The organism is Blastococcus sp. SYSU DS0533 (assembly GCF_054050775.1).
Window position 1 is genome coordinate 51,181 of record NZ_JBJGZZ010000007.1, and the last position, 17,815, is coordinate 68,995.

15 protein-coding genes are annotated in these 17,815 nt (G+C 74.0%); 9 read left to right on the top strand and 6 right to left on the bottom strand.

Going from position 1 to position 17,815, the window contains the following annotated elements:
* Nucleotides 1–144 precede the first annotated feature (144 nt).
* The 7 genes from ACI79W_RS10710 (at nt 145) to ACI79W_RS10740 (ending at nt 6,829) form a co-directional block, all read left to right on the top strand.
* On the top strand, nt 145–735 hold the full coding sequence (locus tag ACI79W_RS10710; protein ID WP_456562064.1) for a TetR family transcriptional regulator: 591 nt from the start codon (nt 145–147) through the stop codon (nt 733–735).
* Complete coding sequence (locus ACI79W_RS10715) at nt 732–1,889, top strand: oxidoreductase (protein WP_456562065.1); 1,158 nt, start codon at nt 732–734, stop codon at nt 1,887–1,889. The genes ACI79W_RS10710 and ACI79W_RS10715 overlap by 4 nt, the downstream gene beginning before the upstream one ends.
* 181 nt (nt 1,890–2,070) lie before the next feature.
* A complete protein-coding gene (locus ACI79W_RS10720) occupies nt 2,071–3,081 on the top strand; it encodes a tripartite tricarboxylate transporter substrate binding protein (RefSeq protein ID WP_456562066.1) in 1,011 nt (336 codons plus the stop codon).
* 5 nt (nt 3,082–3,086) lie between these two features.
* Entirely contained in the window at nt 3,087–3,608 is a 522-nt protein-coding gene (locus tag ACI79W_RS10725) for a tripartite tricarboxylate transporter TctB family protein (RefSeq protein WP_456562067.1), read from the top strand.
* A 1-nt stretch (nt 3,609) separates the two neighbouring features.
* Complete coding sequence (locus ACI79W_RS10730) at nt 3,610–5,154, top strand: tripartite tricarboxylate transporter permease (RefSeq protein ID WP_456562068.1); 1,545 nt, start codon at nt 3,610–3,612, stop codon at nt 5,152–5,154.
* Nucleotides 5,151–5,879, top strand: a complete 729-nt coding sequence (locus tag ACI79W_RS10735) for an SDR family oxidoreductase (protein WP_456562069.1) — start codon at nt 5,151–5,153, stop codon at nt 5,877–5,879. The genes ACI79W_RS10730 and ACI79W_RS10735 overlap by 4 nt, the downstream gene beginning before the upstream one ends.
* The gene (locus ACI79W_RS10740; RefSeq protein ID WP_456562070.1) at nt 5,876–6,829 is read left to right on the top strand and encodes an SMP-30/gluconolactonase/LRE family protein; all 954 of its coding nucleotides are present in this window, start codon (nt 5,876–5,878) and stop codon (nt 6,827–6,829) included. The genes ACI79W_RS10735 and ACI79W_RS10740 overlap by 4 nt, the downstream gene beginning before the upstream one ends.
* A gap of 57 nt (nt 6,830–6,886) precedes the next feature.
* On the opposite strand, the gene ACI79W_RS10745 is transcribed toward ACI79W_RS10740, so the two are convergent.
* From ACI79W_RS10745 to ACI79W_RS10755, 3 genes are all read right to left on the bottom strand, one after another.
* Entirely contained in the window at nt 6,887–7,189 is a 303-nt protein-coding gene (locus ACI79W_RS10745; protein WP_456562071.1) for a hypothetical protein, read from the bottom strand.
* Nucleotides 7,190–7,263: 74 nt separating this feature from the next.
* Nucleotides 7,264–9,507 carry a SpoIIE family protein phosphatase gene (locus ACI79W_RS10750; RefSeq protein ID WP_456562072.1) on the bottom strand — a complete coding sequence of 748 codons (2,244 nt, stop codon included), beginning with the start codon at nt 9,505–9,507 and terminating at the stop codon, nt 7,264–7,266.
* Nucleotides 9,508–9,526: 19 nt separating this feature from the next.
* Nucleotides 9,527–10,327: an alpha/beta fold hydrolase gene (locus ACI79W_RS10755; protein ID WP_456562073.1), complete on the bottom strand. Its 801-nt coding sequence runs from the start codon at nt 10,325–10,327 to the stop codon at nt 9,527–9,529.
* Between the two features lie 254 nt (nt 10,328–10,581).
* Between ACI79W_RS10755 and ACI79W_RS10760 the strand changes: the two genes are divergently transcribed.
* On the top strand, nt 10,582–11,337 hold the full coding sequence (locus tag ACI79W_RS10760) for a hemerythrin domain-containing protein (RefSeq protein WP_456562074.1): 756 nt from the start codon (nt 10,582–10,584) through the stop codon (nt 11,335–11,337).
* A gap of 244 nt (nt 11,338–11,581) precedes the next feature.
* Here ACI79W_RS10760 and ACI79W_RS10765 read toward each other — a convergent pair whose 3' ends face one another.
* The gene (locus ACI79W_RS10765) at nt 11,582–12,253 is read right to left on the bottom strand and encodes an NUDIX domain-containing protein (RefSeq protein WP_456562075.1); all 672 of its coding nucleotides are present in this window, start codon (nt 12,251–12,253) and stop codon (nt 11,582–11,584) included.
* A gap of 125 nt (nt 12,254–12,378) precedes the next feature.
* Here ACI79W_RS10765 and ACI79W_RS10770 point away from each other — a divergent pair, with 125 nt between their 5' ends.
* The gene (locus ACI79W_RS10770) at nt 12,379–14,700 is read left to right on the top strand and encodes a HelD family protein (RefSeq protein WP_456562076.1); all 2,322 of its coding nucleotides are present in this window, start codon (nt 12,379–12,381) and stop codon (nt 14,698–14,700) included.
* A gap of 157 nt (nt 14,701–14,857) precedes the next feature.
* Here ACI79W_RS10770 and ACI79W_RS10775 read toward each other — a convergent pair whose 3' ends face one another.
* Complete coding sequence (locus ACI79W_RS10775) at nt 14,858–16,087, bottom strand: cytochrome P450 (RefSeq protein ID WP_456562077.1); 1,230 nt, start codon at nt 16,085–16,087, stop codon at nt 14,858–14,860.
* 41 nt (nt 16,088–16,128) lie between these two features.
* Nucleotides 16,129–17,751 carry an SIR2 family protein gene (locus tag ACI79W_RS10780; RefSeq protein ID WP_456562078.1) on the bottom strand — a complete coding sequence of 541 codons (1,623 nt, stop codon included), beginning with the start codon at nt 17,749–17,751 and terminating at the stop codon, nt 16,129–16,131.
* Between the last annotated feature and the right edge of the window lie 64 nt (nt 17,752–17,815).

The following is a 17,815-nucleotide window of genomic DNA, read 5'->3' on the forward strand; positions in this document are numbered from 1 at the left end:
GATCCCCGTGCCGCCTCCCGGCACTCGACGGAGACTGTTCGGGGTCGTTGGATGACGTGCCGTCAGCGCGTAGCCGAATGAGAGTGGGTGGCCATGCGGCCAGGAAGTGCACGAACCGATGAGTCCGCCCGCCGCGGCGCCGAGGTGCTCGACGCGAGCGCGAAGGTGTTCGCCCGGCAGGGCTACGAGGGCACCAGCATCGACGACATCGCCGACGAGCTCCAGAACACCAAGGGGCGCGTCTACCACTACTACCGGAGCAAGGCCGAGCTGCTCATCGGCGTGGTGAAGAAGGGGACGTCGGAACTGCTCGAGGAAGTGCGCCCGGTCGCGTCGGATGACTCGGTGAACGCGACCGAGCGGCTGCGTCGGATGGCCCACACCCACGCGATGAAGATGATGACCAGCCACGCCTACCAGTTCGTCACGCTCCGGCACCTCAACCACCGGTTCGACGACGCGCCGGCTCGTGAGCGCGAGGCGTGGAACGCCCTAGGTGAACTGCGCGACGAGTACGAGTCGCTCTTCAGCAGGGTGATCGAGGACGGTCGCGCCTCGGGGGAGTTCGTGGTGGCCGACGTGCGCAACGCCGTGCGCGCGATGCTGGGGGCCCTGAACTGGATCACCGTCTGGTACCGCCCGGACCCGTCCGGCGCGGTCGACCCCGTCGTGGCCGGCAGGATCGCCGACTCGATCACCCGGTTCTGCGTGGCCGGCGTCCGGGAAGAGTTGTGAGCGGCATCCCGCACCTGTTCCGGGAGCTGCGGCTTCGCGACGTCGTGCTGCGCAACCGCGTCGTCGTCTCGCCCATGTGGCAGTACCTCGGCGAGAGGGGGCACCCGACGGACTGGCACCTGATGCACCTCGGCAGGTTCGCCGACGGCGGCGCCGGGCTCGTCTTCCAGGAGGGGACGACGGTCGAGCGGCGCGGGTGCGGCACCCTCGGCGACCTCGGCATCTGGTCCGACGACTTCCTCCCCGGACTGGCCCGCCTCGCCGCGGTGATGCGGACCGGTGGCACCGTGCCCGGCATCCAGCTCATGCATGCCGGCCGCAAGGCCAGGTTCGAGACGCCGATGGCGGGCCGCGGCCCGCTGCAACGCACGCCCGACATCGACGACTGGGACGACTGGGATCCCGTGGCCCCGTCCGCCGTCGCCGTGAGGGAGGACTTCCCCCCGCCCCGCGAGATGACCGCGACCGACATCGAGGAGGTGGTGGCGGCCTTCGCCGCGGCCGCCCGTCGTGCGGACAGGGCCGGCTACGACGTCGTGGACCTCCACGGTGGCCACGGGTACCTGCTGCACCAGTTCCTGTCACCGCTCACCAACCGGCGGACCGACGCCTACGGCGGGGCGGCCTCGAACCGCATGCGCCTCCTGCTCGAGGTGGCGGAGGCCGTCCGGGCGTCCTGGCCCGGAGGGAAGCCGTTGTTCGTCCGGCTGTCCTGCCAGGACGGCGCCGGCTGGACGATCGACGACACCCTCACGTTGACCCGGGAGCTGCTGGCTCGCGGCGTCGACGTGATCGACTGTTCGTCCGGAGGCCTGGTCGGCTCACCCCTGAAGGCCGGGGAGACGCCGTCGTACGGCTACCAGGTCGAGTTGGCGCGGGCGGTCCGCGAGGCCACGGGCGGACGGACCATGGCAGTCGGCCTGATCGTGCACGCCGACCATGCCGACGCGATCGTCCGCGACGGCTGCGCCGACCTGGTCGCGGTCGGCCGCGAGGCGCTGCACAACCCCAACTGGCCGCTCGATGCAGCCCTGCGCCTGGGCGTCGAGGACCCGTACGCGTTGACCGCACCCAACTCCGCGTACTGGTTGCGCCAGCGCGCCAGGTCCGTGCCCGGCCTCGTCCCCTCCACGCTGCGGGGCGCGTCCGCCTGACCTCTGGACCCACGAGCCCGACGCCCTCTGGACGTCGGGCTCGTGGGCGTGCGGAGGTGGCGGCGATTCGCCGCACGAGATGTCCGGACCGAGATCGGCAACGCCCTCCACGGGGTTGACGGCGACGTGACGCAGACTACATCCTACGCGGTATGTTGCCCCAGCCCGGAAGGACGCATCCATGAGCCCCGTTCGATCCAAGGCCCTATGGGCTGCCGCTGTCGTCACCGTGGCTGCCACGGCCTCCGCGTGTGCGAGCACCGCCCAGTCGTCCGGCGAGGATGAGCCCGGTGGGACGTCCTACCCGGACAAGAGCGTGCGCGTGATCGTCAGCTACGACGCCGGGAGCACCACCGACAACATCGCCCGTGCGGTGGCCTCGTGCATGGAGCAGGAGCTCGGCCAGTCGTTCCTGGTGGAGAACCGCCCTGGTGGCAGCGGGATCGTCGGGACCACGGCCCTCGTCGACTCCGAGCCCGACGGTTACACCCTCGGCCTGCAGACCACCAGCACCTCGGTGCTGGCGCCGCTGGCCGCCGAGGACGTCACCTACGACACCTCCGCGTTCGCGCCGATCGGGGTGGCCGCGAGCGTGCCCTACGTCATGTACGTCGACGCCGACTCACCGTTCGCCGACGCCGAGGCGGTGTTCGCCGCCGCCGAGGCCGCGCCGGGCACCGTCGTGGCGGCGACACCGGGTGAGAGCACCCTTCCGGGCTTCATCCTCGGCGCGATGATGCAGAAGAACTACGGGATCCAGTTCGGCCAGGTGCCGATCGCCTCGAACGCGGAAAACCTGCGCGGCATCCAGGCCGGCGACTACCCGGTCGCCTTCACCACCCTGTCGAACGAGATCCTGGCCGCCGCCGAGGCCGGTGACGTCCGCATGCTGGCCACGAGCATGGAGGCGCCGCCGTCCTTCCTGGCCGACGTGCCCACCTTCGCCGAACTCGGCTACGACGACCTGCTGCCCCCGGCCGGCCAGGCGTCGCTGTTCTACCTGAGCGCGCTGGAGGGGACGCCGGACGAGGTGATCGACGCCCTCGCCGGGCCGCTGGAGACCTGCGTGGCCGACGACGCGGTCCGCTCGCAGATCGGCGAGGAGTTCGCCGCGGAGGACGTCGTCGGGCCAGAGGCGTTCCGTCAGCAGTTGGACGAGCTCTCCGAGTCGCTCTCCACCGCGATCGGCTGAGCCGGATGTCCGTGCGGACCACCCCCGCGACGGGCGCCACGACGGAGTCCTCGGCCACGGCGCGCCCGGTCGCGCCCGGCCGGGGCCCCGGGCGCCGGCTGGCGGTCGCCGGCGTCCCGTCCGCCCTCGGCATCGGCGGACTCCTGCTGTCCGCGCAGCTCGGCGTCTGGGACGAGTCGCTCCCTGGCCCCGGGTTCTACCCGTTGCTCGCCAGCGCGCTGATCACCGGCGCGGGCGTCACCCTCTTCCTCCGCCAGAGCGACGCCGAACTGGAGGACGCCACACCCGGCGAGACAGCGCGGGTCGCCCTCGGCATCGGGCTACTGCTGGCCTACGCGGTGCTCTTCCCACTGCTGGGCGTCGTGACGACGTCCTTCGTCATCAGCCTGCTCTGGCTGAAGGTGCTGGCCCGGGAGTCGTGGCGGACGTCGCTGGCGATCGCCGTCGGCGCCACCGCGTTCATCTACGTGCTCTTCGTCCGCCTGCTGCAGCTGCCGCTGCCGCTCGACGCCTTCCTGCCGAGGTGACATGGACGCGCTGAACGGCCTGACGACGGGCCTGTCCGTCGTCGCGGACCCCGCCAACCTGCTCTACATCGTGCTCGGCGTCCTGCTCGGCATGGTCGTCGGCATCCTCCCCGGCCTGGGGCCGACCGCGACCATCGCGATCCTGCTGCCGATCACCTTCTCGCTCGAGCCGGCAACGTCGCTGATGATGCTGGCCGGGGTCTACTACGGATCGATGTACGGCGGCACCATCACGTCGGTCCTGCTGAACCTGCCCGGCGAGGCCGCCTCGGTGGTCACGACGCTGGACGGCTACCAGATGGCCCGCAAGGGTCGTGCCGGCCCGGCCCTGGGCATCGCGGCGATCGGCTCCTTCGTCGGCGGCATCGCGGGCACGCTGGCGCTGCTGCTGGTCGCCGCGCCGCTGGCCGTCGTGGCCGCGAAGTTCGGCTACCCGGAGTTCGCGACGATGGCCCTCCTGGGGTTGCTCTTCGTCACCGCGCTGTCCAGCGGGTCCACGGCCAAGGCGTTCGTGGCGGCGGGCGCCGGTCTCCTCCTGGCCGCCGTGGGGCTGGACCCGGTATCGGGATCGCCGCGGCTCACCTTCGGGTCCACCGAGATGATGGGCGGGATCGACTTCGTCGCACTCGCCATGGGCGTCTTCGGGCTGGGCGAGGTGCTGTACAACCTGCGCCACTCGGGTGAACCGGACGTCCTCACCCGCAAGATCCGGGTGTGGCCGTCGCGGGCGGAGCTCCGCCAGTCGCGCGGCGCCATCGCCCGCGGCACCGGCATCGGCACCGTCCTGGGACTGGTGCCCGGGGCCGGCGGCACCCTGTCGTCCCTGATGTCCTACGCGCTGGAGAAGCGGGTCTCCAAGGACCCCTCCCGGTTCGGCGAGGGTGCCATCGAGGGGGTGGCCGGACCCGAGACGGCCAACAACGCCGGGGCCACGACCAGCTTCGTGCCGCTGCTGACCATCGGCATCCCGTCGAACTCGGTGATGGCCCTCATGTTCGGCGCGCTTTTGATCCAGGGCATCACGCCGGGGCCGACGCTGATCACCGAGCAGCCCGGCGTCTTCTGGGGCGTTATCGCCTCGATGTTCGTCGGGAACCTGATCCTGCTAGTGCTCAACCTGCCGCTGGTCGGCGGGTTCATCCAGCTGCTGCGGGTGCGCATCGGCGTGCTGGGGGCGCTGACCATCCTCGTGTCGATGGTCGGTGTCTACGCCGTCAACGTGCGCAGCTTCGACCTGTTCTTCGTCGTCGTCATGGGCATCGTCGGCTACTGGATGCGGCGCACCGGCTTCCCGGCCGGGCCCCTGGTCCTCGCCTTCGTGCTCGGCGACATCATCGACCAGGCCGTGCGCAGCTCGCTGCTGGTGTCGCGCGGCGACTTCAGCATCTTCGTCACGCGGCCGGTGTCGGCCGCGTTCCTGGGCCTGTGCGTCCTCGTGGTGGTCTGGCAGGTGGTCTCGCGCGTGCGGACCGCCCGCGCGGTACGCGGACACCGGACCGACCACACCGAGACCGCCGTGCCCACCGAGACCGAGGGATACCGATGAACGACGGACGACGCGTCCTGGTGACGGGCGCGAGCAAGGGCATCGGCCGGGCCACCATGCGCCGGCTTCTCGAGGACGGCTACCGGCCGATCGGGGTGGCGCGGTCACGCCCGGACGACCTGGACCCCGCCGAGGAGTTCCACGAGTGCGACCTGATGGATCTGGACGCCACCCGCGAGCTCATCGCCGAGGTCGCGCGTGAGGAGCCGGTGTACGGCCTGGTGAACAACGCCGCCATGTCGCCGACCACCTCGCTCGACGACTGCTCGCTGCAGGACATGGACGCCGCTTACCGGATCAACGTGCTCGCCCCGCTCCTCCTCACCCAGGGAGTGGTGCCGGGCATGCGAACCCTCGGCGGCGGGCGGATCGTGAACATCGGTTCCCGCGCAGCCCTGGGCAAGGTTAACCGCACCGCCTACGCGGCGGCCAAGTCCGGCCTGGTCGGGGCGACGCGCACCTGGGCCCTGGAGTTGGCACCGGACGCCATCACGGTCAACGTGGTAGCGCCAGGGCCGATCGACACCGAGCTCTTCCGAACCGCCTCGGTGCCGGGACACCCGCGCACGGAGGCGTTGCTGGCCGCCGTCCCCCTGCAGCGGGTCGGCGCGCCCGAGGAGGTCGCGCACGTCATCGCCTTCCTGCTCGACGACCTGGCCGGCTTCGTGACCGGGCAGACCGTGCACATCGACGGCGGGCTGACGATCAGCGCGGTCAAGCCGTGACCGAGGCGCAGTTCGACGTCCTCGCCGAGGGTCTGGCCTTCCCGGAGGGGCCGGTGGTGCTGCCGGGTGGGGAGGTCGGCGTCGTGGAGGTGCGCGCCGGAACGGTGACCGCGGTCGCCGACGGCCGGTGCCGGACGCTCGCACGCCCCGGCGGCGGCCCGAACGGGCTGGCATGGGGGCCGGACGGGCTGCTGTACCTCTGCAACAACGGCGGCCTCGGATGGGTGCAGCACGGGGAGGTGCACCGGCCGCACGGCACCGCACCGGACTACGACACCGGCCGTATCGAGACGCTGGACCCGGTCACCGGAGAGGTGCGCCGTCTCTACGACCGGTGCGGGGAGTTCCCTCTGCGCGGACCCAACGACCTGGTGTTCGCGCCGGACGGTTCCCCCAGTGCCGGGGGGTTCTGGTTCAGCGACCTGGGCAAGAACCGGGCACGGGAGCGCGACTTCGGTGGGGTCTACTGGGCGGCCTGGGACGGTTCCCGGATCGTCGAGGCGGCCTATCCCATCCCCGGTGGCGCCAACGGCGTGGGGCTGAGCCCGGACGGATCGGTGCTGTACGCGGCTGAGACCGAGAGCGGCCGGCTCTGGGCCTGGGACGTGCTCGGTCCGGGCCGGTTGTCGCGTGAACCGTGGCCGAGCGCGCACGGCGGCCGGCTGCTCTGCCAGCTCCCCCACGGCCGGCGGCTGGACAGCCTCGCGGTGACCGCCGCCGGCAACGTGGTACTGGGCACCCTGGTCGCCGGCGAGCTGACCACGGTCAGCCCGGACGGGGACGTGCTCGACGTCCTCCGCTTCCCCGACGTGATGCCGACCAACGTCTGCTTCGGCGGACCGCAGATGGGGACTGCCTACGTGACGCTGTCGATGACCGGGCGGCTGGTGCGGATGTCGTGGGCCGAACCAGGCCTCGTCCTGCCCTTCCAACCATCGCCGCCGAGCTGACCGGTCGCGCATTGCTCGGTGGAGTGGACCGCGGCCCGGGCCCGGCCGGCTGACGCCTCACTCCTCGGCGTCCTCCTCCTGATCGCCGCGGGTCAGCTGGCGCAGCTCCGTGACGACGTCGGAGGCGACCGCACCCAGCGAGACGAGCGCCCCGGAGACCAGCCGCCGCACCCCCTGCACGTCCAGGCCCAGCGCGGCGCCGACGCCCGCAGCGGCGTCCAGCCCGCCGAGCTCACCGGTGGCCGGCCTCCGCTCCACGAGCTCGGGCGACCAGCGCATCGCGTCCCCCGACAGCGTCCAGTCCCCGGTCGCGCCGTCGATGGCGTCGGTGACCGGGTTCCCACGAGCCGACGAGTCCATCACCGCCTCCTCCCGGGGTCGCGCTCCCATGGTGACCCCAAACCCCGGCGTCGGGAAGGTGGTCGGCGCCGCCGTCAGGTGCGGGTGAGCGCCAGCAGGGCGATGTCGTCGGCCCGGTGCTCCCCGGTCAGCTCGGACAGCAGCCGGTCGCACAACTCCTCGGGGTCCCCCTTCCACGCCCGCGCCGCCACCTCGACCAGCCGGGCCAGCCCCGCGTCGATGTCGGCCCCCGGGCTCTCCACCAGCCCGTCGGTGAACAGCAGGAGCGCCGCGCCCTCCGGGAGCACGCCGCTCCACTCCGCCGCGGGCGCCGGCGGGGCACCGAGCATGCGGGTCGGCCGCACCGGCAGGGGCTCCGCCCTGCCGTCGGCGCACAGGAGCGGCGGCAGGTGCCCGGCCGAGGCGATCCGCAGCTCGCCCGACGCGGGGTCCAGCGTCGCGAAGAGCACGGTCGCCATCCGCTGCAGCTCGAACAGCGCCCAGTTGCGCTGCAGCCGCTCGATCAGCACGGCCGGCGAGGGCCGGTCGGCCGACATCGCCCGCGTCACGCTGCGCAGCTGGCCCATGGTGGCCGCGGCCGTGATGTCGTGGCCGACGACGTCCCCGACCGTGAGCCCGACCTGGTCGCCCGGCAGCCGGACGACGTCGTAGAAGTCGCCGCCGACGTCGACCCCCCGGGTCGCCGCCAGGTAGCGCACCGCCGTCGCGAGCCCCGGGACGGCGGGGGGCGAGGGCGGCAGCAGGCTGGCCTGCAACGTGTGGGAGGTCCGCTCCTCGAACTCCAGCCGCAGCGCCTTGTCCACCACCTGCGACAGCTGCAGGGCCAGCTGCTCGGCCACCTCGACGTCGGCGGGCGTGAAGGGCGCCCGGTGCCGGTCGGCCGCGAACGTGACCACCCCGAGCCGCCGGCCGTCCACGATCATCGGTACGCCCACCACGCCGACCAGCTCCAGGTGGCCGACGGCCTCCCGGAACGCGTCGTCGGGCGCGACGGACTCGAGGACCGCCCGCGCCTCGTCCAGGTCGCGGATCCACTGCGTCCGGCCCTCGCGCAGCGCGCGCACCGAGGGGTGCAGCGGGGACCGCACCGGTGGGTGGCTGCCGCGGAGCCGGTCGAGCACCGCCTGGAGGTCGGGGTCCCGATGGCGGGCGACGGGCTGGTGCGGGCCGTGCTCGGTGACCATGTCGATCACGCAGACGTCGGCGAGCCGGGACACGACCAGGCCCGCCAGCCGGTGCACCGTCTCGGTGACGTCGCGGGCTTCGTTCATCAGCCGCGTCGCCTCGAGCAGGAACGCCGCCCGCTCACCCTGCTGGCGGGTCTCCTCGTGCAACCTCACGCGCTCCAGCGCCTGGCCCGCCTGCCGGCCGAGCGTCCACAGCAGGTCGACCTCGGCCGGCGAGAGCGGCCGGTGCTCCCCCGGCTCTTCCAGGCTGATCAGGTCACCGCGCGCCGGTGCACCCCGGGAGAGCACCAGCACCCCCAGCCGCTTGGAGTCGGCCGACACCGGGACGACGACGAGATCGGTCAGCCCGTCCGCCGCCATCGTCGCCGCGAGCTCCGGTTGGTCGGCCCGCAGCCGGTCGTCGAGCACGATCGACCGCAGCCCCTGGGCGAGCTCCAGGGCCAGCCGGCTGCCGGCGGCCTCGCGGAGCCGCCGCAGCAGCTCCCGCGACACGCCCTCCGAGCGCACCGGCCGCAGCGCCGGGAGCTCATGCGCGTCCGGCTCGCCCTCGACCAGCACCAGCGCGGCACCGCTGGCCCGCAGCGCCGCCCGCCCCCGCTGCACGATCACCGTCGCCACGTCCTCGGGCGTCGCCGCGGCGGCCAGGTCGAAGACCACCTTCTGCACCACGCGGGATCGGGCCTCGGACTCCTCCGCCAGCCGCTGTGCCGCGAGCAGCTCCCGCTCGTAGCGGCGGCGCGCCGTCGCCTCGAACAGCGTCGCGCGCACCAGGAGCGGGGCACCCTCCTCGTCGCGCACCTCGACGGCGTTGAGCAGGCACGGCAGCAGCGAGCCGTCGATCCGGGTGATGTCGATGGCGATCTCGCGCACCATCCCCTGCAGGCGCAGCAGGGGCAGCAGGTGGGTGTTGTAGAAGACCCGTCCCCCGATGCTGAGCAGGTCCTGCAGCCGCTGGTCCAGCAGGTCCTCCGGCGCCCGGCCGGTCCACGCGCAGAACGTGCGGTTGGCCTTCACGATCCGCCCGTCGGGCAGCGTGGAGAGGTACCCCATCGGCGCGTTCTCGTAGAGGTCGGCGGGATCTTCGTCGAGCAGGCGCTCCAGCCGGTCGCCCGTGTCCTCGGGGCCGGTCACCGCGCGCCGTCCGCGGCGGTCACGGCGTCAGGAAAGCGCGGATGGCGGCCGTCGTCTCCTCCGGCGCGGACAGCTGGGGGACGTGACCGGTGGCGCGCATGCGCACGAGCACGCTGCCGGGGATCTGCCGGTGGACGTACTCGCCGACGGCGTCCGGCGCGATCGCGTCGGCGCTGCACTGCAGGACGAGCGTGGGCACCCGGACGCCGGGCAGGTCGGCGCGGTTGTCGGACAGGAAGGTGACCCGCGCGAACTGCCGGGCGATGTGCGGGGCGGTGCGGCAGAAGCTGTTGGTGAGCTCCTCGGCCAGCTCCGGCCGGTCGGGGTTGCCCATGATCACCGGGGCCATCTGCGTGGACCAGCCCAGGTGGTTGCTGTCCAGCGCGTCGAGCAGCTCGACGATGTCGGTGCGGGTGAACCCGCCGACGTACCCCTCGTCGTCCACGTACCGGGGGCTGGGGCCGACCATGACCATGGCGCCGAACAGCTCGGGCGCCCGGTGGTGGGCCAGCACGCCGATCATCGCGCTCACCGAGTGGCCGACGAAGACGACGTCGGTGAGCGCGAGCTCGCGGCAGATCTCGACGACGTCGCACGCGTACCCGTTCAGCGAGTCGTACTTCTCGGGGTCGTAGGCCGAGAGGTCCGACTGCCCCGACCCGACGTGGTCGAACAGCACCACCCGGTGATCGACGGCGAAGTCCGGGGCGACCAGCCGCCAGAGCGTCTGGTCGCAGCCGAAGCCGTGGGCGAAGACCATCGGCCGCCCCTGGGGCGGGCCGGTGACGTTCACCCGGTTGCGCGGAACGACGCTGCCCACGGACCCGACCGTAGTGGAACGGACGCCGCGTGTGGTCGATCCGCGCCTTCCCAGCGGAACAGCTCCGGCCGCCACAGGTCACGCTCGGTGACCCCGGCGCGACCCAGCGTCCCGCGCCGCCGCACGCCTCCCCGCAGCCCGGCGGGCCGGGAAAACGGCTGACCCCGCCGGGCCACCGGGCCCTACCCTCCCGGCATCCCGCGCTCCGGCCGATCCCGGAGCACCGGCCCGACCCGCTGAACGAGGTGCGCACCATGACCGCTACCGCGGTCCTTCCCCCGACCGTCCCGCTCCCCCGGCGCCCGGCCGACCCGGAGCTCCCTGCCGCGTCCTCCCCCACCCCGCGCCGCGCGGCCACGTGCCAGCGGGTGCTCCACCAGCTCGTGCGCCGGGAGCTGCGCACGCTGGCCGACGTCGCCTCCTGGGCCCCCGACGGCGAGTGCGCCCGCACCGGGACCCTGACCCGCCACGCCGCGCTGGTCGCCCGCCTGCTGCTGCACCACCACGCCGTCGAGCGGGAGTCGCTGTGGCCCGCCCTCCTGCGCAGCGCGCCGCCGAGCGCCCGCCCGGCGGTGTCCACCGCCGTCGCCGGCTGGACGAGCTCGTGCGCCCGCATCGACGCGGAGCTGCGCGACCTGGACACCGCGGCCCGTCAGTGGGCCTGCTCCGGCAGCGGCCGGGCACGCGAGACCTTCGCCCGCGCCTGCCGGCGGCTGGCCGACGACGTCGACGCCCAGACCGCCGACGAGGAGGCGACCCTCCTCCCACTGCTCGACGCGCACCTGGCGGATGCAGAGTGGGTGGCCGTCACCCGTTCCGCGCGCTGCGGGCTCTCCGGGCGCGAGCAGCTGCTGGTGCTCGGGCTCGCGCTCGAGGACTGCGCCGCCGCCGACCGCACCCGCTTGCTCGGTGGCCTGCCGCGCGGCACGCGGCTGGCCTGGCGGCTCTGGGGCGGGGGCCGCTACCGCGCCTCCGTCGTCCGGCTGCGCGGCGCCCCACCCGCCGCCTGAGCCGTCCCGACCCGGTGCCGGATCAGTAGCGGGACGTCCCGCAGTCGCGGCAGCGCTTGCGCGCGCTCATCTCGCGCCCGTGGCAGTTGTCGCAGACCCAGGTGGTCCGCTCCTTCGTCGCGGTGCTCATGGCTGGTCCTCCCCTCGTCGTCGTGCCGACGACGCTAGGGAACCGGTATGTCCAGAAGGTGTCCGCAGAGTTGCGATGGAACGCGAACTAATCCGGCACCCGTGAGCGACCCGGCTACCGGCGGCCGCGGGCGAACGGGCCCTGCAACGCCGCCCACTGCAGCAGCATGATCGTCTTCGCGTCGGCGATCCGGCCGTCGGCCACCATCCGCAGCGCCTCGTCGAACGGGAGCTCCACGACCTCGATGTCCTCCCCCTCCTCGGCCAGCCCGCCGCCGTCGGCCGTGCGGTCGGCCGCCGTGTAGGGGGCGGCGTAGAAGTGCAACCGCTCGGTCACCGAGCCGGGGCTCATCCAGACGTCGAAGACGTGCTCGAGCTCCCCCACCGTCACGCCCAGCTCCTCCTCCGCCTCCCGGCGGATGGCGGTCTCGGCGTCGTCCTCGTCGAGCAGCCCGGCGGCGGCCTCCAGGAACATGCCGTCGGGGTGACCGTTCACGTACACCGGGAAGCGGAACTGCCGGGAGAGCAGGACGGTCCCGCGGGCGACGTCATGGAGCAGGATGGTCGCCCCGTTGCCGCGGTCGTAGGTCTCCCGCGACTCGGTCACCCAGGTGCCGTCCGCGCGGCGGTACTCGAAGGTGGTCCGGCGCAGCACGTGCCAGGCGCTCGCCACGAGCTCCACGTCGGTGATCCGCACCCGCGGATTACCGCTGAGGTCGCGGCCCACGCGGTCCAGACCGGTGCGGCCGCGGGCGTCGGGGACATCGATGCCGGGAATCTGCGTCACCCGCAGGACGCTAGTGCGCGAGGCACACCTCCCGGGCACGGTCCGCGTGCGCAGAATGAGCAGCTGCCCGGGGCGGCACGCGACGTGCCGTGGGCACTCCACCCCCACCAGAGAGCGAAGAGGTTGTGACGACAGTTCGTGCGACCGGGTCCCCCGACGACGGGACCGCGGCCGAGCAGCCCTACGTCAGCGGGCTGTACCACCGGCTCGACGAGGTCCGCGCCCGCACCGTCGCCCGGCTCGACGAGGCGCTGGCCACCGTGCCGCACAACCCGCAGGCGGTCGGCGAGCGCGAGGCCGCGGTCGAGCTCCACACCCAGCGGATCGTCGCGCTCGACGCCGCAGACAGCGGGCTGTGCTTCGGCCGGCTCGACCGGCACGACACCGACGTCCCCCGCTACATCGGCCGCATCGGCCTCTTCGCCGAGGGCGGGGCCGAGGAGCCGCTGCTCGTCGACTGGCGCGCCCCCGCGGCTCAGCCCTTCTACACCGCCACGCCGCTGCACGACCTCGGCGTGCGGCGCCGCCGGCACATCCGCACCCGAGGGCGCACCGTCGTCGGCGTCACCGACGAGACCCTCGACCTCTCCGACCCCGACCTCGCGCAGCGGTCCGGGCTGGCCGGCGAGTCGGTGCTGCTGGCCGCGCTCAACGCCAACCGCACCGGCCGGATGAACGACATCGTCCGCACCATCCAGGCCGAGCAGGACCGCATCATCCGGGCCGACCACCGCGGTGTCCTGGTCGTCCAGGGCGGTCCCGGCACCGGCAAGACCGCCGTCGCCCTGCACCGCGCGGCCTACCTGCTCTACACCCACCGCGAGCGGCTGGCGCGCAGCGGGCTGCTGATCGTCGGCCCCTCCCCCACCTTCCTCGGCTACATCGCCGACGTGCTGCCCTCCCTCGGTGAGACCGGCGTGGTGCTCACCGACATGGGCGGCCTGCGGCCCGGGCTGCAGGCGCACGCGGCCGAGGCGCCGGAGGTCGCCGAGGTCAAGGGGCGGCTGGCGATGGTCGACGTCGTCACCGCCGCCGTCCGCAACCGGCAGGCCGTCCTCGACGCGCCGGCGAACCTGACCGTCGACGGGACGCCGCTGCGCTTCACCAAAGCCGACGCTGCCCGCGCGCGCAGTCGCGCCCGGGCGGTCTCCCGGCTGCACAACGAGGCCAGGCCCGCGTTCGCCCGCGCGGTCGTCGACCTGATCGCCGGCAAGTACGCCGACAAGCTCGGCGCGAACGTGCTCGACGGTGGCAACCTGCTCGACCGGGGCGATCTGGCCGCGCTGCGCCAGGAGGTCGCCGCCGAACCCGCCGTGCACGCGCTGGTCGAGCGGTTGTGGCCCCGGCTGAGCGCCGAGCGCCTGCTGCGTGACCTCTTCGCCGACCCCCGGCGGCTGGCGGCCGCGACCCGCGGCTGGGCCGAGGCCGACCGCGAGCTGCTGCTGCGACCGGCGTCCGCGCCGTGGACCCCGGCCGACGTGCCCCTCCTCGAGGAGGCCGACGAGCTGCTCGGCGTCGACGACAGCGCCGAGCGGGCCGCCGCCCGCAGGGAACGGCAGCGCCGGCTGCGCCACGCCCAGGAGACCCTCGACCTGCTGCACGGCTCCCGCTCCACCGACTGGGAGACCGAGGAGGAGTCCGAGGAGCTCTCCGCCGGCGACCTCCTCGACGCCGAGGGCCTGGCCGAACGGCAGGAGGTCGGTGACTCGCGGTCGACGGCCCAGCGCGCCGCAGCCGACCGCACCTGGACCTACGGGCACGTCATCGTCGACGAGGCGCAGGAGCTCTCGGCCATGGCCTGGCGGGTGCTGCTGCGCCGCTGCCCCACCCGGTCGATGACCCTGGTCGGCGACGTCGCCCAGACCGGCTCGGCGGCCGGCGCCAGCAGCTGGGGTGAGGTGCTCGAGCCGGCGCTGGGCGCCCGGGACCTGCGCGGCTGGCGCCTGGAGGAGCTCACCGTCAACTACCGCACCCCCGCGGAGATCATGGACGTCGCCGCCGACGTGCTGGCCGCGGGCGGGGCCGTGACCTCCGCGGCCCGTTCGGTGCGCTCCACCGGTGAGCAGCCGTGGGCCCGTGCGGTCACCGAGGACGGCCTGGTCGCGGCCGTCGCCGAGGCCGCGGCCGAGCTCGACCGCGAGGAAGGCACCCTCGGGGTCGTCGTGCCGCGCAGCCGGCTGGCCGCCGTCACCGACGCCGTCCGCGCCCGGGTGCCCGCCGCCTCGGCCGACGGCGACCTGACCGCCGGGCCCGTGGTCCTCACCCCGGAGGGCAGCAAGGGGCTGGAGTTCGACTCGGTGCTGGTCGCGGACCCGGTCGGGATCATCACCGAGGGCGTGCGCGGCCACAACGACCTCTACGTCGCGCTCACCAGGGCGACGCGGCGACTGGGTGTGGTGCACGCCGGCGAGCTCCCCCCGGAGCTCAAGCGGCTCGACCCGCGCTGACCCCGGTGCCGGACCACCGGCCGACCGGGATGTCGCTACAGCCGCAGTAGCGTTCTGCCCACCCCGGCGGGGCAGAACGCTACTGCGGCTGCAACGATCGCCCGCGGGTCCGGGCGCCGGCGGGCGGGTGCCGCGGGGACGGCCCGGGCGGGGACACCTAGGCCGCGCCGCGGACGCGCAGGACCACGCCGCTCCTCGGCTTCGCCGGGATGCGGTGCAGCGCGATCGAGAGGTCCTGCTCGGGCGCCTCCCACTGCAGCCGGGCCAGCCGCACCGCGAGCGCGGAGATCAGCGCGACGGTGATCTGCTCCCCCGGGCAGCGGTGGTTCGTGCGGGGGTCGCCGCCGCCCTGCGGCACCAGCTCCCACTCGCCGATCTCGCGGCCGAGGAAGCGCTCGGGGCGGAAGGCGTAGGGGGTGTCCCAGAGCGCCGGGTCGTGGTTCTGGCCGTACAGGTCCAGCAGCACCATGGCGTTCTCCGGGATCTCCTCCCCGGCGAACTCGTTGCGCTGCGGCGAGCGGCCGCCGATGAACGGCGCGAAGGGGTAGAACCGCCGCACCTCGTGCGCCCACGCCTCGGCGTACGCCGGGTCACCGCTCGCCAGCCGCTGCCGGTTGCCCGGCCAGCGGATCAGCGCATGCCCCGAGAAGGCCATGAACCAGGCGACCGCCGTCGTCGGCCGGATGATGTTGAGCAGCTCGACGGCGGCCACGTTCGCCGGCAGCTGGGTGCCGTCGGCGTCCCGGTGCTGCGAGACCACCTCGACCGCCGAGCCCTCCTCCACCCGGGTCCGACCGCTCCGCACGTCCTGGACCAGCTGCGTCAGCCACCTCTCCCGGCGGCCACGCGCCAGCCTCGCCCGGAAGTGGCGGGGTCCGCCGGTGGCGAAGCCGTCGACCATGGCCACCATGTCGCGGGCGAGGCCGGGTACCTCGCCGTCTCGCACCGGGACGCCGGCCCACCGGGCCACGGAGCCGGCCAGCACGCGGCTCGCCTCGTCGAACAGCACGATCTGCGACCGGCGGGACCACGCAGGCAGGACGGCGTCCCAGGCCGCGGTCGTCCGCTCCACCAGCGAGGCGATGCCGTCCTCGCGCATGAGCAGCGCGACGAACATCGCCTTGCGCACCCGGTGCACCTCGCCGTCCAGCGTGTGCACCGCACTCTTGCCGAAGAGGGTGCCCTGCACCGGCTCCGGGATGGCGTGCGAGCGGCGCACGTGGTCCTCGTCGTAGAGGAAGCGTGCGGCCTCGGGCCCCTCGATGCCGACGGCCGGCATCCCGCCCAGCCGCACGCCGACCGCGTGCCTGCCCGCCCGACGGCGCTCGTCGGGCAACCAGGCATAGCCCTTGGACAGCAGTTTCAGGCTGTTCTCCAGACGTGGCATGGAGCCTGCCGTGCCCATCCGCACCGGAGGGCAACCCCCCGTCAGCCCGGCCGCTGCTCCTGGGTGCGGTCGTCGCGGGGCCGGGTGGCGACGTCGGCGGGCGGGTCCTCCCCCTGCCCGGCGCAGCTGCCGTGGCCCAGCCGGCGCAGCAGCCCGGCGACCTCCTCCCCGACCGTGGAGGAGGCGTCCCGGGGCAGCGCGGCGGGCACCGCGGCCAGCGCCTCGGCGAGCACCCGCTCCTCCTCGTCGAGCAACCCGCGGTAGGCGGGGTCCAGCAGGTACCCGGTGGGTGGGGTGGAGAGGCAGCCGATGAGGTCCAGCAGCACCTCCAGCCGCCGGGCGGCCTCGGCCGGTGCGGCGTCCGCGGGGCACATCGCCACCGTCTCGACGTCCTGCTCCCAGAGCCGGGCGCGGGCCGGGTCGTCCTGGAGCGCCAGCACCGTCCCCGTGCGCCGGGCCGTCCCCGACCCCTGGGTCTGCAGCGCGGTGCGCACCTGGTGGGCGATCCGGATCAGGTCGTCGTCCAGCATCGAGGTGCCCACGAACAGCACGTGCCGGGTGAGCAGCAGCGAGTGCAGCACCCCGGCCAGCGCCGCGCCGGTGTTGCCGAACTGCAGGTACTCCTCGCGGGTCAGCACCACGCTCTCCGGGCGCGCGGCGTCCCCGTGCAGCTTGAGCAGCCACGGCGCCCCCGGCCGCGCCTCGTCGAAGGGCAGCACGGTCACCCGCCGGCCGATGTCACCGGCGGCGAGCTCCACGAGCGGGTCGTAGTTCGTCGTCACGAACTCCTGCACCGGGAGGTCGGCGATCAGCGCGTGCGCCAGGGCGTAGGGGCCGGGGCCGAACCGCTCCTCGACGAAGGCCGCCAGCTCGTCGGCGCCCAGCTCGCGGGCCAGCAGCGCCGCCGCGTCCTGCGCCGGCAGCCGGGCGAGCCCCGCGCGCAGCGCGTCGTCCAGGCCGGACAGGGTCGCGAGCTCGTCCACCAGCTGCTCCCAGGTCGGCAGCCCGGCTGCGGCGCTGACCCCCGCGCCGATGAAGACGGCCAGCTGCCCCCGGCGGGCGCGTTCGCCCAGGTCCACGGCCAGCTCCCGCAGGTGCCGGGGCAGGTCCCAGCCGCCCCCCTCGCCGCGCCGGACCCGCTGGGCGGCGGCGAGGTCGCTGGGCCGCCGCAGCACCAGGGCGACGTCGAAGCCGTGCTCCTCGGCGGCCTCGCGCAGCACCGGCAGCAGCTGCTGCAGCAGCGCCCCGCGCTCCCCCGCGGCCCCGCCCCAGCCGGTGCCCAGCGCCGGGAGCCCCACCAGCCGCCGCGCCCGCCCGTGCACCGGCTCGCGCACCTCCCGCCCCGCGACGGCGGCCAGCCCCTCGCGGGCCCCGTCGAGCAGCCAGGACAGCCCGCGGCTCCCCGTCCCGTCCGCACCGTCGTCGACGGTGTCGACCAGCCACGCGCGCCGCGCGCCCTCCCCGGGCACCTCGAGCACCCGCTCGTCCCCGGTCCACGACATCGCGACGCAGTCACCGTCGCTGCGCCGGTCGGTGATCAGCTCGTCGGGAAGCACGGAGCTCCACCCGTGGGCCACCCGCAGCGAGCGGTCGGTGGGCACCAGGACGTCGTCGCAGGACAGCCGCGTCAGGTCCGCCCCGACGACGAAGACGTGTCCGCTCACGACATCGACTGTTCGCTACCGCGGGGCGCCCCGGCCCTCGCTCGTCCCTCGCCGCGGTGCTCAC

Bases quoted from the DNA above. Each gene is read 5' to 3' on its own strand.
- ACI79W_RS10720 (WP_456562066.1), top strand. From the start codon at position 2,071: ATGAGCCCCGTTCGATCCAAGGCCCTATGGGCTGCCGCTGTCGTCACC.
- ACI79W_RS10725 (WP_456562067.1), top strand. From the start codon at position 3,087: ATGTCCGTGCGGACCACCCCCGCGACGGGCGCCACGACGGAGTCCTCG.
- ACI79W_RS10730 (WP_456562068.1), top strand. From the start codon at position 3,610: ATGGACGCGCTGAACGGCCTGACGACGGGCCTGTCCGTCGTCGCGGAC.
- ACI79W_RS10760 (WP_456562074.1), top strand. From the start codon at position 10,582: ATGACCGCTACCGCGGTCCTTCCCCCGACCGTCCCGCTCCCCCGGCGC.
- ACI79W_RS10735 (WP_456562069.1), top strand. From the start codon at position 5,151: ATGAACGACGGACGACGCGTCCTGGTGACGGGCGCGAGCAAGGGCATC.
- ACI79W_RS10745 (WP_456562071.1), bottom strand. From the start codon at position 7,189: ATGGACTCGTCGGCTCGTGGGAACCCGGTCACCGACGCCATCGACGGC.
- ACI79W_RS10775 (WP_456562077.1), bottom strand. From the start codon at position 16,087: ATGCCACGTCTGGAGAACAGCCTGAAACTGCTGTCCAAGGGCTATGCC.